Here is a 16,238-nt window from a genome sequence, read left to right as displayed (position 1 = left end):
CAGCACACTCGGACGGGCCGCACCCGAAAGGAACACCCGTGATCCAGCACCACTTGCGCGTCCACCGCAGTGACGAGAACCTCGCCCGCGAAGGACAGCTCGCCTGGCAGCTCGCCCGCGTCGCGACCGATCCGGTGGAGGTGACGCCCGAGGTCGTCGACATGATCATCAACCGCGTGATCGACAACGCCGCCGTCGCAGCCGCCTCGCTCACGCGCCGGCCCGTCTCCTCGGCTCGCGCCCAGGCGCTCAGCCACCCCGTCAGCACCGGCGGCGACGGTGCCACCGTGTTCGGGCCCGACCTCGCCCGCCGCGTCTCCCCGGAATGGGCGGCCTGGGCCAACGGCGTCGCCGTGCGCGAGCTCGACTTCCACGACACCTTCCTCGCCGCCGAGTACTCGCACCCGGGCGACAACATCCCGCCCATCGTCGCGGTGGCCCAGCACGTCGGCTGCACGGGCGCCGACCTCGTCCGCGGGATCGCGACCGGCTACGAGATCCAGATCGACCTCGCGAAGGCGATCAGCCTGCACCGACACAAGATCGACCACGTCGCACACCTCGGCCCGAGCGCCGCGGCCGGCATCGGCACGATGCTCGGCCTCGATCAGGCCACCATCCACCAGGCGATCGGCCAGGCACTCCACACCACGACGGCCACCCGCCAGTCGCGCAAGGGCGAGATCTCCACCTGGAAGGCGCACGCTCCCGCGTTCGCCGGCAAGATGGCGGTCGAGGCCGTCGACCGGGCGATGCGCGGCGAGACCAGCCCGTCGCCGATCTACGAGGGCGAGGACGGCGTGGTCGCCTGGCTGCTCGACGGCCCCGACGCCTCGTACGACGTCCCGTTGCCCGGCGCCGGTGAGCCGAAGCTCGCGATCCTCGACTCCTTCACGAAGGAGCACTCGGCGGAGTACCAGGCGCAGGCGTGGATCGACCTCGCCCGCAAGCTGCACCACGAGCACCCGGAAGTCCTCGCCCCCGGAGCCGTGGACCGCATCGTCCTCCACACCTCGCACCACACGCACTACGTCATCGGCTCCGGCGCGAACGACCCGCAGAAGTACGACCCGACGGCGTCGCGCGAGACGCTCGACCACTCCATCCCCTACATCGTCGCGGTGGCGCTGCAGGACGGCGCGTGGCACCACGTCGACTCCTACCGTCCCGAGCGCGCCACCCGCGCCGACACCGTCGAGCTGTGGCACCGGATCTCGACGGCGGAGGACGCTGAGTGGACGCGCCGCTACCACTCGCTGGACCCGGCGGAACAGGCGTTCGGCGGGCGCATCGAGATCACGCTCACGGACGGGTCGACCATCGTCGACGAGATCGCCGTCGCCGACGCCCACCCGCTCGGCGCCCGGCCGTTCGCGCGCGCCGACTACGTCCACAAGTTCCGCACGCTCGCCGCCGACGTCCTCGACCCGGAGGAGATCGAGCGTTTCCTCGCGCTCGCCGAACGTCTCCCGGAACTCGACGCCGACGAGGTCAAGCAGCTGAGCATCCAGGCCGCCTCCGGGGTCCTCGCCTCGGCACCCCACCCGACCGGCCTGTTCTGATGCCGGCCGACCTCCAGAAGGGACTGCGCTGATGCTGTACAGCGAGACCACGCCGGCCGAGAAGCGCCGGCTGTTCCGCGAGCGACTCGCCACCGGTGAGCTGCTGCGCTTCCCGGGCGCGTTCAACCCGCTCTCGGCGAGGCTCATCGAACAGAAGGGCTTCGACGGCGTCTACATCTCCGGCGCGGTGCTCTCCGCCGACCTCGGGCTGCCCGACATCGGACTGACGACCCTCACCGAGGTCGCCGGTCGCGCCAAGCAGATCGCCCGGATGACCGAGCTGCCCGCGATCGTCGACGCCGACACCGGCTTCGGGGAGCCGATGAACGTCGCACGCACCGTCCAGGAGATCGAGGACGCCGGGCTCGCCGGGCTCCACATCGAGGACCAGGTCAACCCGAAGCGCTGCGGCCACCTCGACGGCAAGCAGGTCGTCGACACCTCCACTGCGCTCGGCCGGATCCGTGCCGCCGTGGACGCCCGGCGAGACCCGAACCTGCTCATCATGGCGCGCACCGACATCGCCGCCGTCGACGGGCTCGACGCCGCGATCGACCGGGCCAAGCAGCTCGTCGACGCCGGAGCCGACGCGATCTTCCCCGAGGCGATGCGGTCGCTCGAGGAGTTCGCCGCCGTCCGCGACGCGGTCGACGTGCCGATCCTCGCCAACATGACGGAGTTCGGCAAGAGCGAGCTGTTCACGACTCAGCAGCTCGCCGATGTGGGCGTGAACCTCGTCATCTGGCCGGTGTCGCTCCTCCGCATCGCGATGGGCGCCGCCGGTCGCGCGCTCGACACGCTGAACGACGAGGGCTCGCTCACGAGCAAGCTCGGTGAGATGCAGCACCGTGCCGACCTCTACGAACTGATCGACTACGAGGGCTACAACCGCTTCGACACCTCGGTCTTCAACTTCACCATCGACCGGTAGGCGTCCCCGCACCGGTGAACACCACCTGGGTCTCCGCTCCCCGAGCTTGTCGAGGGGCGAGCCGGGTGCCAAGCTCGACCGACGCGCGCAGGACGCGCGCAGGCAGTACGCAAAGGAGCAACGCATGACCGAAGCGACCAGCGACATCAAGAAGGGTCTCGCCGGCGTCGTCGTCGACGTGACGAGCGTCTCGAAGGTGAACCCGGAGACGAACTCCCTGCTCTACCGCGGGTATCCGGTCCAGGAACTCGCCGAGCACTGCAGCTTCGAGCAGGTCGCGTACCTGCTCTGGAACGGTGAACTGCCCACGGACGCCGAACTCGCGGAGTTCACGGCGTTGGAGCGGGGCCAGCGCGCGCTCGACGACAACGTCAAGGCGGCCATCGACCTCCTCCCGACCGAGAGCCACCCGATGGACGCCCTCCGCACGGCCGTCAGCGTGATCGGCGCGAACGACCCGACCGCCGAGACCAACACCCCCGAGGCCAACGCGGTGAAGGCCGCGAGCCTGTACGCGAAGCTGCCGGCGATCGTCGCCTACGACCAGCGCCGCCGCCACGGCCTCGAGCTCGTCCCGCCGCGCGACGACCTCGGCTACAGCGCGAACTTCCTCTTCATGACCTTCGGCGAAGAGGCCGATCCGGTCGTCGTCGAGGCGTTCGACGTCTCGATGATCCTCTACGCGGAGCACTCCTTCAACGCGTCGACGTTCACCGCCCGGGTCATCACCTCGACCCTCAGCGACCTGTACTCGGCGGTCACCGGTGCGATCGGCGCGCTCAAGGGCGCCCTGCACGGTGGGGCGAACGAGGCCGTCATGCACGTCTTCGACGAGATCGGGACGGCTGACCAGGCCAGCGCCTGGCTCGACGCGGCGCTCGCCGAGAAGCGCAAGATCATGGGCTTCGGACACCGGGTCTACAAGAACGGCGACTCGCGCGTGCCGACGATGCTCAAGGCGCTCGAGCGGCTCGCCGAGCACTACGGCAAGCCCGAGATCCTCGAGCTGTACACGACGCTCGAAGCGGACATGGTCGCGCGGAAGAACATCAAGCCGAACCTCGACTACCCCTCGGGCCCGGCGTACAACCTGATCGGGTTCGACACGGCCACGTTCACGCCGCTGTTCGTCGCCGCTCGGATCGTCGGGTGGACGGCGCACATCGCCGAGCAGCTGGCGTCGAACGCGCTCATCCGTCCGCTGTCCGAGTACGTCGGGCCAGACGAGCGGCACGTGCCGACCGACTGAGGACGAGTTCTCCACAGATTCGGCGGCAGCCCCCACGGCGATATTCCAGATGAGTAGCCTCGGTCCTCGTGACTGCTCTGATCCGTGCTCCGCGCTCCCTACTCCGGCGCTCCACGCTCTCGGCCCTGGCCGCCGCGACCATCCTGCTCACCGCGGTGGGACTCCCGGGTCCGGCGTCCGCTGCTCCGCCCGTCGGGTCCATCGCGGACCCGCAGGAGCACGACGACGCACCCGGTGACGCGTTCGGCACCGGGGATGCCCCCGGTGCGTCGGACGCCGTGGCCCCTTCGGCAGGCACGTCGAGGGTGATCGGCAAGCTCGTCCTGCAGAACCGTTCCAGCGGATCCTCGGCGTACGTCGGGCTCTCCTCGCCGGAGTCGGGTCGCAACGTCCAGCGGCTGTACTCGTCCTCGGTGGGCGGAGCAGCGTCGCTCGCGGGGACGTATTCCCTCCCTGCCGTCGGTGCGGCCGGGCCGATCACCGGCACGGGAACGTCCTCGACGCTCTGCCTGACGCCCGCCGGCGACGGCTCCCGCGCGCTCGTCGCAGCCCGGACGTGCACCGGTTCCCCGTCGCAGGACTTCGAGTGGCGGTACGTCTCGAACACGTGGGTGGCCGGCTACGCCCTGTACCCGGTGTCGAGTCCGTACTCCTTGGGCGGGACGGACAACGACACCTTCGTCGAGCTCACGATGGACGCGCTCACCGATGTCGTCGTGGAGTCGCAGCTGGCCCCGATCGAGCCGTTCGAACTGCGGACCCCGGCGATCGGCGCCACGGTGGACACGCCGACCCCCACGTTCAGCGGTATCGGGCAGCCCGGATCGTCCATCTCGATCCGCACCGACGCGCAGGCCCTGCTCGCGAGCACGAACGTCCCCCTGGACTCGACCTCCTGGTCGGTTCCGTCGATCCAGCTCGAGCCCGGCCGCTACACGGGAACCGCGACCCAGAGCGGGACCGGGTCGGATGTCCAGGTGCGTTTCGACTTCACGGTCCCGTCGCCGCTCGCGCCCGGCGCCTCGATCCCCACGCCGACGCTCGCCCCCGGTCAGTCCGTGGAGGTGGCGGCGACGTTCAACGCCGATGCCGGTGGTCAGCGTATCGACGTCTACCACCCGGTGTACACGCGGATCACCGCGGTCGACCACCCGGCCTTCACGCTCGACGCGTTGGGCTTCGGGGGTGTCTTGCCGGTCGGCACGACCACGCTGAGGTTCACGCTGCGGGCGAACGACGACGCTCCCGTCGGCGAGGCCACGGGCGGCAAGGTCACCTACGGTTCCTCCCGCATCACGATCGCCGACTTCACGGCGAACATCGTCCGGGCGCCGGACGAGCCGATCGCCCCCTCTGGTGGTCGAGTCGCCGAGGCGCGGCGAGACGATCAGTGAGACGACCCCAGTGTTCCGTGGGACCGGCGAGCCGGGGTCGCGCATCGAGATCCGTGGCGCGTGGGGCGACGTCCTCGGCTCAGTGGAGCGGGTCGACGCGAGCGGTGCTTGGTCGATCACCTGGAACAAGAGCCTCCTGCCGAGCCGGTATGCCGGAGGCACCGTGAAGCAGTTCGTGGACGGGGTGCCGACGCACACCTTCGTCTACGACTTCACGATCGTCCAGCCCCGACTCGTCGTCACCTCGCCGAGAGTCGGCGACACCCTCACCGGCACCAGGCCGGTGTTCACCGGTGCGGCGAACCCCGGGGCGCGGGTGCAGATCACGGGCGCGTGGGGCACCGACCTCGGCTCCGCGATCGCCGACCCGCGGACCGGGGAGTGGACCATCACCTGGCCGCGTGACTATCTCCCGGCGCGCTACTTCCGGCGGCACGGTGACCGAGACCGTCGGCGGCAAGGTCATCGCCTCGTCCGGGTACGACTTCACCCTCACCCAGTGAGCTGACCATCGGGCCGCCTGGCCCGGTGTCACTGCACCGGGCCGGCGGCTCCTGCCTCCCCCTACCGAGCCTCCGAAGGAGCACCCATGTCCAAGCAACCCACCCTCCTCGCCGCCGCGGGCCTCGCCGTCATCGCCCTCGCCGGATGCACCGACGCGGATGCGACGTCGACGACGAGCGCGTCACCGACGGCTGCCGCCGAATCCACCACCGGTTCCGAGTACACGATCCCCGACGTCACCGGTGAGTGCGTCGACGGCACGGCGACCATCGTCGACGACAGCTCGAACGTGACCATCGACGGCGACTGCGAGAACGTCGTCGTGGAGGCCTCCAACAGCATCGTGACCGTGACGGGAGCCGTCGTGAACCTCTCGTTCAACAGCTCCATCACCCTCGTGAACGTCTCGACCGTCGACAACGTCACGTTCGTCGAGGGAGCCAACGGCAACAAGGTCGCGACCTCGTCGGCGCCGGTGGTCACCGACAGTGGGGAGGGCAACACCGTCGCCGCTGACTGACCGTCGGCGATCCGGTCCAGGTGTGTCGGACGCCACACGTCGCCAGGCGTCCCAGGACCCGGGTGTTGTCGAGTCGGGACAACCATGGTGTACGACGCCGCGCCGGCGGGATACGGTCGCATCCGTGCACCTCATCTTCCGCACCATCGCCATGTTCCTGCAGTCCCGCCGTCGAGCCCGCCGAGGCGAGCGCCTCGACACCTGGGACGTCGGTCGGATCCGGTTGCGCGTGCTGCCGACCGACCTCGACGTCCTCGGCCACATGAACAACGGTGTCTACCTGTCGATCTTCGACCTCGGCCGGTTCGACCTCCTGATCCGGAACGGACTCTGGGATCGCTTCAAGCACCTGGGCTGGTACCCGGTGGTGTCGAGCGAGAGCATCACCTTCCGGAAGTCGCTGCAGCCCTGGCAGCGTTTCGCCGTCGAGACCCGGGTCACGGGCTATGACGACAAGGGTGTGTTCATCGAACACCGGGTGGTCGTGGGCGGGGAGATCTACACCCAGGCCCTCGTGCGAGGTCGGTTCCTCAAGCGCTCGGGCGGCGTGGTGGCGCTCTCGGAGCTCATCGAGCTCACCGGCCCGGCTCCAACCGACCTCCCTGCGTGGCAGGCGCAGTGGGCGAGGGATGTCGCCCTGCCGCCCACGAAGGCGTCGGCTCCGAGCGACTGGTGAACCGGAAGAGTCGGTCGACATACTGGATTAAGCAACTGGAATACTTGTAGGCTGACCGCGTTCGTTCGCGAACGCTCCGCCGGTGCGTCCGGACGGCTCTCCCTCGGGTCGTCTCGGGCGCACCCTTGCGAAAGGTCGCCCATCGCCCATGAAACTCCCCATCCCCATCGCCATCGTGAGTCTGCTCGGCATGACGGTGAGTCTGCTCACCGGTCCGGCCGCCCGAGCCGCCGGGCCGGCGCCTGACACGACCCCGGCGGTGTCCTCGGTCGAGGGCAGGTTCGTCGGCCAGGCGTTCCCCTCCGGTTCGGACGCCTTCTTCGCGGTCGGTGGCTCGACGGACGTCCTGAACCCGGCCAGGGTGACGCTGCACGCCACGCTCGACCAGGCGCTCGCCGCATCCGGCCGCTGGACGTTCCCGTCGGTGGACGCGTCCGGTCCGGTCACGACCACGGTCGGAGGCGTCACGAGGTGCCTCCAGCCTGATCCGTCGCAGGCCTACAAGTACGTGTACCCGGCGGTCTGCACCGGCTCGACCGCGCAGCAATGGGGCTGGGAGGAGTTCGCGAACGACCGTGTCAGCGGATACGGCCTCGTCTCGAACGGCGGAGCAGGTGGCTTCCTCCGTCAGTTCGACGGCAGGCTGGCCGTGGGCGGCTTCGGCTCGGTCGTGGATGCCGACCGGGTCACCCCGGAGGGACTCGATCCCGTCCCCGTCGCCATCCCGGTCACCCTCGAAGCGCCGACGCCCGGTTCCGTCGTCCGGGAGCCACGTCCCGTGTTCAGCGGGCGAGGCACGCCCGATGCGGTCGTCGAGGTCCTCGACTCGTCCGGCGGACCACTCGCCACGGCGACCGTCACCGCAGCGGGCACCTGGTCTGCCCGTTCCGACCCGCGATCTCGCGCCCGGAGCGCAGTCCGGCACCGTTCGTCAACGCTCTGACGACTCGACCGCGAACTGGTCGCTGACCTACCGCGTCGTCACAGCGGTGACGGTCCGAACGCCCGCACTCGACGCCACGGTGGACGATCCGCGTCCGGTGTTCTCCGGTCTCGGAGAACCGGGCGCGCGGGTGACCGTCCTCGACGACGCGACGGGTGTGACACTGGTCGACGTCGAGGTGGATGACACCGGCGCCTGGAGTCAGCAGTCACTCCGGACGCTCGAGCCGCGCGCGTACACCGCGACCGCGACGCAGGTCTTCGGGGAACAGCGCACCACGGCACCGCTCCGGTTCACCTATCGGGAGCCCGCGCCCGAGCCGGGCCCGGTCGAGGACGTCACCCTGCTCTCGCCCGCCATCGGGGAGACCGTCGAGACCGCAGACCCGGTGTTCAGCGGTCGTGGAGAGCCGGGCGCGACCATCCGGGTGATCGGTGCCTGGGGTACGGAGATCGCTGCAGCCGAGGTCGGAGACGACCGTCGCTGGGTGGCGCCGATCAACAAGAGCCTGACCCCCGGTCGGTACAGCGGCGGCTCCGTGCGCCAGGAGATCGACGGCGTCGAGCAGTCTCGCGCGCCGTACGACTTCACCGTGGCCGCCCGCGCGGGCGTCGCACCGCTCGTCGTGGAGTCGCCCGCGAGCGGTGGCGTCATCTCCTCGTCGGTGCCCGAGTTCAGCGGCACGGCACAGCCTGGCGCGAGGCTCGAGATCTGGAGCGCCTGGGGCGATCTCGTCGGCACCACCGAGGCCGTCGCTGCGAGTGGACGCTGGACGATCAGCTGGAACAAGTCGCTGCTCCCCGCCCGGTACGCGGGTGGCACCGTCCGACAGATCGTCGGCGGCGTCGAGACGCACCGCTCCGTCTACGACTTCACCGTCGCATCCGTCCTCAGGGTGACGTCGCCGAGGATCGGCGACACCCTCACCGGTACGCGGCCGGTGTTCACCGGCACGGCGACACCGCTGGCCGACATCGAGATCATCGGAGCCTGGGGCACCCGACTCGGGACGACGAAGGCCGATTCCTCGGGCTCGTGGACCGTCGAATGGAGTCGGGACTACCTCCCGGGCCGCTACCAGGGCGGACGCGTCGAGCAACGCGTGAACGGAACGTTCATCGATCAGGCCGGGTATGACTTCCGCCTGGTGCGATAGCGGATCGGCGGCGGTCGGGGCGTCTTCGCGATCCTCGACCGTCGTCGGCGTCGCCGGATGTCGGTGGTCACCACGTAGGGTGACCACCATGTCCGCCTCCACATCGTTCGCCGCTCCATCGCTGTCGTCCGTCGAGGCCGCGCTGCAGCCGACCGGACCGGTGCCGCGCGAGGCGGAACCGATGCGGACGGTGTACCGCCCGAGCGGTCCACTCGACGTCCACAGCACCCTGCGCCTCATCGCCCGGGGAGGCGACGGCCCCTGCTACCGCCGCACGCCTGGCGGGGTCTGGCTGACGGCACGCACCCCACAGGGCGGCGCGACCCTGTACGTCTCGACGGTCCGCGACGGCGAGGTCGAGGCGGCCGCCTGGGGTCCGGGTGCCGAGTGGATGATCGCCGGAGTGCCGGAGCTGCTCGGTCGGGACGACGACTGGTCGGAACTCGACGTGAGCCGGAGCCCGCTCCTCACCGAGGTGTCCCGGCGGAACCCGGGACTGCGGTTGAGCCGCAACCGGCTCGTGTTCGAGATGCTCGTGCCGTCGATCCTCGAGCAGAAGGTGACCGCACTCGAAGCGTGGCGTGCGTGGCGGTTGCTCGTGCGCCGACATGGCGATGCCGCCCCCGGTCCAGCACCGGAGGGCATGGTCGTCGCGCCGTCCGCCGAGACCTGGCGGATGATCCCGAGCTGGGAGTGGCATACGGCGGGTGTCGGGCCGCAGCGCTCGGAGACGGTCGTGCGGTCGTCACGACTCGCCTCCGCGATCGAGCGGACGATCGACGAGCACCCCGACGACGCGTCGCGGCGCCTCCAGAGCCTGCCGGGCATCGGCGTGTGGACGGCCGCCGAGGTGACGCTCCGAGCTCACGGCGATCCCGACGCCGTGAGTGTCGGCGACTACCACCTCGCGGCCTCGGTGGGTCAGGCGCTCACCGGCTCACCCGTGGACGACGACGGCATGCTCGAGCTGCTCGCTCCTTGGGCTGGTCACCGGCAGCGGGTGCTGCGGCTCATCGGCCGGAGTGGCATCCACAAGCCACGTCGTGGCCCGAAGATCACCATCCAGGACCACCGCCACCACTGAGCGCGGCGACGCGTTCTGCGGCGTGCAGGTCAGGCGTCCAGGACGGCCATCGCGGCGTTGTGCCCTCCGAGTCCGCTGACCGCGCCACCGCGTCGGGCCCCGGCGCCGCAGAGCAGGACGCGCGGGTGCGCCGTCGCGACCCCCCACCGCTCGGCCGCTGTCGTCCGTGGGGCGTCGTCCTCCAGGAACGGCCACGACAGCGGGCCGTGGAAGATGTTCCCGCCCGGCATCGCCAGCGAGCGCTCGAGGTCGAGCGTCGTCCGCGTCTCGATGCAGGGCCGCCCCTCGGCGTCGAGCAGCAGCAGGTCCTCGATGGGTTCCGCGATCACCGAGTCCAACGATCGCAGTACCGCGGCCTGCAGTGCGTCGCGGAAGGCGTCGTGGCCGCCGGGGATCGCGTCCGCAGCGACCGCGAGCCGATGCGGCACATGGAGCCCGAACACGGTGAGCGTCTGCGCCCCCGAGGCCTGCAGCTCCGGCGAGAGGATGCTGGGGTCGCTCAGCGTGTGGCAGTAGATCTCGCAGGGTAGCGGGTCGGGGATCCGGCCGGCCTCCGCCTCGAGGTAGGCGTGCTCCAGCTGCGCCCAGCCCTCGTTGATGTGGAAGGTGCCGCCGAAGGCTGCCGCCGGATCGACGGCCGGGTCGAGGAGCTCGGGGAGCCGCCGCAGCAACAGGTTCACCTTCACCTGGGCGCCCTCGGGATGCGGGACACCGTCCTCCGGCGCTGGCGCCGTGCCGAGGATCGCGTCGGCATCACTCCACTGCACCGGCGTCCCCCGCGCTGCCGACCACGCGGCGTACGCGGCCGCGGCCGCCCGTTGCTCCGCCGCCGGGTCGAGGAGGCGCTCCAGCACCGCCGGAGCCGCACCCGACAGGATCCACTCGCCGCGGACGACGACCCCGGGACGAGGCCGGAACCGGTCCAGCGTCGCCATCGGTTCGGTCGCCTCGAGCTCCGCTTCCGCGGCGAGGTCCACGTAGGCGACGAGCCCGTGCTCCGGCTGGATGGACGTCACCTCGGCGAGCGTCCGGATCTCGGCACCGGCCTCCTCGGCCGCGCGGCGCAGCGCGTCCGTGACCGCGCCCATGCCGCCGACCGGGACGTCCCAGTCGCCGGTCCCGCCGCCGATCAGGTGGTAGAGGAAGCAGATGTTCTGCTGCAAGGTCGGGTCGTCGGCGCGGGCGAAGGTGCCGATGAGCGCATCCGTGAAGACGACACCGCGGACGAGGTCGGAACGCGCGGCGTCCTCGATGGCACGGCCGATCGGCTCATCGAACACCGCCGACCAGATCGACGCGACCTCCGCGGCCGGCACCCCGAGGTCCGCGGCGGCGGCGATCGCCGCGTCACGCGCATCGGAACGGCTGCGGAGCGGCTCGAGCACCGTCGGCCAGAGCACCGAGGCCAGGTGACCGATCCGACGGTGCAGTTCGGCGATGCCCGCGGCGTCCTCCGGATACCCGATCGACGCGAACGACGCGACGGTGGCGTCGTCGTCACGGTTGTCGATCAGGAGCCCCGTGCCCGGGTTCGTCGGGGTCGGGCGTGTACGAGGAGAAGCGGCGCCGGACGAGCCGGACGTCGAGCCCGAGGTCGTCGATGATCTGCTGGGGCAGCAGGCTGACGAGGTACGAGTACCGGGACAGACGTGCGTCCACGCCGGGGAACGGACGTTCCGAGACGGCTGCTCCACCCGTATGGTCGAGGCGCTCGAGGAGGAGGACGCGCTTGCCCGCGCGTGCGAGGTAGGCGGCGGCGGTGAGGCCGTTGTGCCCGCCGCCGACGATGACGGCGTCGTACTGCTCGACGGAGTGCATGACCACACCCTATTCGCAGGCGCACTTCGACAGGCTCAGTGACCGGGGGTGGGGTGCTCAGTGACCGGGGAGGCTGCACCAGCGACGTGGTCCTCCGGTCCCTGAGCTTGTCGAAGGGCGGTGACCGACCGGGGTGCTCAGCCGCCGGGCGTGTACTCGCGAGCCTCAGCTGGGATCACCGGATCGGAGCATAGGCTGAGCAGCATGGCGAACGTTGCGAACGAGGGTCCCACCGAACCGGTCGGACTCGCGGATCGTGCGATCGCCCTCGCGTCGAAATGGGTCGACGAAGGGGCGGAAGCTCCGACCGATCCCGCCGCCGAGCGGCTCGCCGGCGTGCTGCGCGATCCCAACGGTCTCGAATTCACCGTCGGGTTCGTCGACGGCGTCATGCGCCCGGAGGACCCGCTCGTCGCCGGGAACGCCCTCGCCGCCCTCGCCGGTCGGACGCCGCGGTTCCTGCCCTGGTACGAGCAGGCCGCCGTCCGCACGGGCGGTCTGGTCGGTCCGGTCCTGCCCTGGGTCGTCGTCCCCGCCGCACGCCGCGTCCTCCGGGGCATGGTCGGCCACCTCATCGTCGACAGCCGTCCTCGTGAGCTCGGCAACGCGATCGCGAAGCTGCGCGCCGACGGTTCACGGCTCAACCTGAACCTCCTCGGGGAGGCCGTCCTCGGCGAGGGCGAGGCGGCGAAACGGCTCGCCGGCACCCGCGAGCTCCTGCAACGCCCCGACGTCGACTACGTGTCCATCAAGGTCTCGTCGATCGCCAGCCAACTCTCCATGTGGTCGTTCGAGCAGGTCGTCGACCGCATCGTCCGTCGCCTCGCGCCGCTCTACGAGGAGGGGCTCGCGACCGGCACCTTCATCAACCTCGACATGGAGGAGTACCGCGACCTCGACCTCACCATCGCGGTCTTCACCCGACTCCTCGACCAGCCGCAGCTGCTGCAGTACCAGGCCGGCATCGTCATCCAGGCCTACCTGCCCGACGCCCTCGAGGCGATGATGCAGCTCACCGCCTGGTCGAAGCAGCGCGTGGCCGCCGGTGGCGCGCCCATCAAGGTGCGGCTGGTGAAAGGCGCGAACCTCGCGATGGAGCGGGTCGACGCGGCGATCCACGGCTGGCCGCTCGCGACGACCGGATCGAAGCGCGAGACCGACACCAACTACAAGCGCGTGCTCGACTGGGCGCTCACGCCGGCGCACACGGACGTCGTGCGGGTCGGGGTCGCCGGGCACAACCTCTTCGACATCGCCTACGCATGGCTCCTCGCGGGCGACCGCGGTGTCCGCGAGCGGGTGGACTTCGAGATGCTGCTGGGGATGGCGACCGGTCAGGTCGAAGCCATCAAGCGGGACGTCGGGACGGTGCTGCTGTACACGCCCGTCGTGAACCCGAAGGAGTTCGACGTCGCGATCTCCTACCTCGTCCGCCGTCTGGAGGAGAACGCCAGCGAGGAGAACTTCATGTCGGCGGTGTTCGAGCTCGCCGAGAAGCCGACCCTGTTCGCGCGCGAGCGACGCCGGTTCCTCGCGTCGGTCGACGCCCTCGGAGAGACCGCCGGGCAGGTGCCCACCCCCAACCGGACGCAGGACCGCGCCGCGGAGGGCCCGGAGGCACCGCTGCCTGACAACGACGGGGACGACCGCTTCCGCGATCCCGCACAGGCGCCCGACGCGGGACTCACGCAGCAGGTCCTCGGGCTGGAACGCGGATCGAGCGGTGGCGAGGACCGCTTCCACGCCGATCCGTCCTCGGCGTACGTCGAGACGGCGGTCTTCTCCCGCTCGGAGCGCGGTGGTGTCGTCGACGGCGCCCCGGGCTTCGAGAACGCCGCCGACACCGACCCCTCGCTCGCGGCGAACCGGGTGTGGGGAGCGTCGATCCTGGCGCGCGTCCCGCAGTCGACCCTCGGTGGCGCAGCGGTCGCGGCCGCGGCCATCGACGACCCACGCGTCCTCGAACGCACGATCACGATGGTCCGCGCCGCCGGTGAGCGATGGGGAGCCCGCCCCGCCGCCGAACGGGCCGCCGTCCTGCACGCTGCAGCTCGGGTCCTCGCCTCCCGTCGGGCAGACCTCATCGAGGTCATGGCGAGCGAGACCGGCAAGACGATCGCCGAGGCCGATCCCGAGGTGAGCGAGGCCGTCGACTTCGCGCACTACTACGCGGCCAACGCGCCCCTGCTCGAGAGTGTGCACGGCGCGAGCTTCGTCCCCTCCGCGCTCACGGTCGTGACGCCGCCCTGGAACTTCCCCGTCGCCATCCCGGCCGGAGGCGTCCTCGCGGCGCTCGCCGCCGGCAGCGGCGTGATCATCAAGCCCGCTCCACAGGCGAAGCGGTGCGCAGCCGTGGTCGTCGAGGCACTGTGGGACGCCGGGGTGCCGCGCGACCTCCTCGTGCTCGCCGATGTGGCGGAGGGCGACCTCGGACGTCGGCTCGTGTCCCATCCGGCCGTCGACCGGGTGATCCTGACCGGCTCCTTCGAAACGGCGCAGCTGTTCCGTGGGTGGCGTGCCGACCTGCCGCTGCTGGCGGAGACGAGCGGGAAGAACGCGATCATCGTCACGCCCAGTGCCGACCTCGACCTCGCCGTCGCCGACATCGTGAAGAGCGCCTTCGGGCACGCGGGGCAGAAGTGCTCGGCCGCGTCGCTCGTGATCCTCGTCGGCTCGGTGGCACGGTCCGACCGCTTCCTGCGACAGCTCGAGGACGCCGTCCGCTCGCTCCGGGTCGGCTGGCCGTCCGATGCGCGGACGCAGATGGGGCCGATCGTCGAGCCGGCGGGGGAGAAGCTCCTCGCCGGGCTCACCGAGCTGCGCCTCGGCGAGAAGTGGCTCGTCGAGCCGAAGCTGCTCGACGACTCCTCGGTCAACTTCGGCCAGCCGAGCGAGCGCCTCTGGTCGCCGGGGGTCCGCACCGGTGTCCAGCCGGGCTCGCCCTTCCACGTGACCGAGTACTTCGGGCCGGTCCTCGGTGTCATGCAGGCCGCGAACCTCACCGAGGCGATCGCCCTGCAGAACGCGACCCCCTACGGACTGACCGCGGGCCTGCACACCCTCGACCCGGTCGATCTCGGGGAATGGCTCGACACCGTCGAGGCGGGCAACCTGTACGTCAACCGGGGCATCACCGGTGCGATCGTGCAGCGCCAGCCCTTCGGCGGGTGGAAGCGTTCGTCGGTCGGGACCGGCACGAAGGCCGGCGGCCCCAACTACCTGTTCGGGCTCGGCGAGTGGCGACCGGATCCGGGATCGGCGAGCCGCAGCCTGCACCTCCGCGGGCTCGACACCCGCATCGTGAAGCTCATCGAGGCGGCCCAGCCGTCGCTCACCTACGAGGCCTTCGACGTGCTGCGACGGTCGGCGCTCAGTGACGCGATCGCGTGGGGGAACGAGTTCGGCGAGGTGAAGGACGTCTCGCAGCTCGGCGTGGAACGGAACCTCCTGCGCTACCGGCCGGTTCCGGTCGCGGTACGCGTCGCGTCGGGGGCCGACCTGGGCGATGCGCTGCGGGTCCTCATCGCCGCGGTGCGGTCGCGGTCGCGGTTCACCGTCAGCCTCGGTGGGCGGCTGCCGCGCGAGGTCCGCGACTGGTTGTCCGAGCTGAGCATCCCCGTCTCGCTGGAGACCGACGAGCAGTGGCTGACCCGGATGGCGGCCCGCGGGTCGATCGACACGGGCGAGCTGGGCCAGGAGCCGCCGGTCGCGACCCGGGTGCGGATCGTCGGTCCGCGTCCCGAGACGGTCGCGGAAGCGGAACCCGGAACGGAGGCCTCCGAGCCTGAGCCGCTCGCGAAGCGACTCGCAGAGGCGCTCGGCGGCGATCCCGAGATCGCGATCTGGGCGGGACCGGTCACGCAGGCCGGACGGGTGGAGCTGCTGCCCTTCCTCCGCGAACAGGCGATCTCGATCACCGCGCACCGGTTCGGCAACCCCGACCCCTGGTCCCAGAGCGTCATCTGAGCCCGGCGGCTCAGGCGCGGAGCGCGGCCTCCACGAGCGCCACGGCGTCCTCCGGCGAGACACCGAGGTCTCGGATGCGGTCCGCGTAGGCCGCCGCTGCCAGCTGCGCCTGCCGGTCGATCGCGTCGCCGTGCGCTGACACGAACGTCCCCGCGCGCCCCCGGGTCTCGATGACCCCGTCGGTCTCGAGCAGCCGGTACGCCTTGGCGACGGTGTTCGGTGCGATCCCCAGCTCGTCGGCCAGCCCGCGCACCGTCGGGAGCTTCGCCCCGGTCGCCAGTCGTCCGTCGCGGACGGCCTCGATCACCTGCGTCCGCAGCTGCTCGAACACACTGGTCCCCGCCTGAATCGTCCACTCCATCCGCCCATCCTGCCCGCGAACGGTCACGAATGGCGACTTCAAACGAGCCGCACTGTGCGTTGGTGACAGTTCGC

At 70.8% G+C, this 16,238-nt stretch carries 12 protein-coding genes and 1 pseudogene; 11 read left to right on the top strand and 2 right to left on the bottom strand.

The genetic code is table 11. From position 1 onward, the window contains the following. The first annotated feature begins 38 nt into the window (after nucleotides 1–38). From AC5JOC_RS04620 to AC5JOC_RS04575, 10 genes are all read left to right on the top strand, one after another. Nucleotides 39–1,562 (top strand): MmgE/PrpD family protein, encoded by a 1,524-nt coding sequence (locus tag AC5JOC_RS04620; RefSeq protein ID WP_411557122.1) that lies wholly within the window; start codon nucleotides 39–41, stop codon nucleotides 1,560–1,562. Between the two features lie 31 nt (nucleotides 1,563–1,593). After that, on the top strand, nucleotides 1,594–2,493 hold the full coding sequence (gene prpB, locus AC5JOC_RS04615) for a methylisocitrate lyase (protein ID WP_124767637.1): 900 nt from the start codon (nucleotides 1,594–1,596) through the stop codon (nucleotides 2,491–2,493). Nucleotides 2,494–2,617: 124 nt separating this feature from the next. Further along, the gene (locus AC5JOC_RS04610; RefSeq protein ID WP_494245563.1) at nucleotides 2,618–3,742 is read left to right on the top strand and encodes a bifunctional 2-methylcitrate synthase/citrate synthase; all 1,125 of its coding nucleotides are present in this window, start codon (nucleotides 2,618–2,620) and stop codon (nucleotides 3,740–3,742) included. Between the two features lie 68 nt (nucleotides 3,743–3,810). Next, nucleotides 3,811–5,136 (top strand): hypothetical protein, encoded by a 1,326-nt coding sequence (locus AC5JOC_RS04605; RefSeq protein ID WP_494245561.1) that lies wholly within the window; start codon nucleotides 3,811–3,813, stop codon nucleotides 5,134–5,136. A 10-nt stretch (nucleotides 5,137–5,146) separates the two neighbouring features. Beyond that, nucleotides 5,147–5,644 (top strand): Ig-like domain-containing protein, encoded by a 498-nt coding sequence (locus AC5JOC_RS04600; RefSeq protein WP_494245560.1) that lies wholly within the window; start codon nucleotides 5,147–5,149, stop codon nucleotides 5,642–5,644. An 81-nt stretch (nucleotides 5,645–5,725) separates the two neighbouring features. Beyond that, nucleotides 5,726–6,160 carry a hypothetical protein gene (locus tag AC5JOC_RS04595; RefSeq protein WP_494245558.1) on the top strand — a complete coding sequence of 145 codons (435 nt, stop codon included), beginning with the start codon at nucleotides 5,726–5,728 and terminating at the stop codon, nucleotides 6,158–6,160. A gap of 124 nt (nucleotides 6,161–6,284) precedes the next feature. Then, nucleotides 6,285–6,836: an acyl-CoA thioesterase gene (locus tag AC5JOC_RS04590; RefSeq protein ID WP_494245556.1), complete on the top strand. Its 552-nt coding sequence runs from the start codon at nucleotides 6,285–6,287 to the stop codon at nucleotides 6,834–6,836. Between the two features lie 148 nt (nucleotides 6,837–6,984). Then, nucleotides 6,985–7,779, top strand: a complete 795-nt coding sequence (locus AC5JOC_RS04585; protein ID WP_494245555.1) for a hypothetical protein — start codon at nucleotides 6,985–6,987, stop codon at nucleotides 7,777–7,779. A 46-nt stretch (nucleotides 7,780–7,825) separates the two neighbouring features. After that, a complete protein-coding gene (locus tag AC5JOC_RS04580; RefSeq protein ID WP_494245554.1) occupies nucleotides 7,826–8,935 on the top strand; it encodes an Ig-like domain-containing protein in 1,110 nt (369 codons plus the stop codon). An 88-nt stretch (nucleotides 8,936–9,023) separates the two neighbouring features. Continuing rightward, on the top strand, nucleotides 9,024–10,019 hold the full coding sequence (locus AC5JOC_RS04575; RefSeq protein ID WP_494245552.1) for a DNA-3-methyladenine glycosylase family protein: 996 nt from the start codon (nucleotides 9,024–9,026) through the stop codon (nucleotides 10,017–10,019). 29 nt (nucleotides 10,020–10,048) lie between these two features. Here AC5JOC_RS04575 and AC5JOC_RS04570 read toward each other — a convergent pair. Continuing rightward, a pseudogene (locus AC5JOC_RS04570) lies at nucleotides 10,049–11,837 on the bottom strand (phytoene desaturase family protein). A gap of 204 nt (nucleotides 11,838–12,041) precedes the next feature. On the opposite strand from AC5JOC_RS04570, the gene AC5JOC_RS04565 reads away from it, so the two are divergent. After that, nucleotides 12,042–15,803 carry a proline dehydrogenase family protein gene (locus AC5JOC_RS04565; protein WP_494245550.1) on the top strand — a complete coding sequence of 1,254 codons (3,762 nt, stop codon included), beginning with the start codon at nucleotides 12,042–12,044 and terminating at the stop codon, nucleotides 15,801–15,803. Nucleotides 15,804–15,813: 10 nt separating this feature from the next. On the opposite strand, the gene AC5JOC_RS04560 is transcribed toward AC5JOC_RS04565, so the two are convergent. Then, on the bottom strand, nucleotides 15,814–16,164 hold the full coding sequence (locus AC5JOC_RS04560; RefSeq protein ID WP_079003587.1) for a GntR family transcriptional regulator: 351 nt from the start codon (nucleotides 16,162–16,164) through the stop codon (nucleotides 15,814–15,816). Between the last annotated feature and the right edge of the window lie 74 nt (nucleotides 16,165–16,238).

It is taken from the genome of Plantibacter sp., assembly GCF_059073635.1.
The sequence above is the reverse complement of the archived record's forward strand: the minus strand, read 5'-3'. Positions and strand labels throughout refer to the sequence as shown.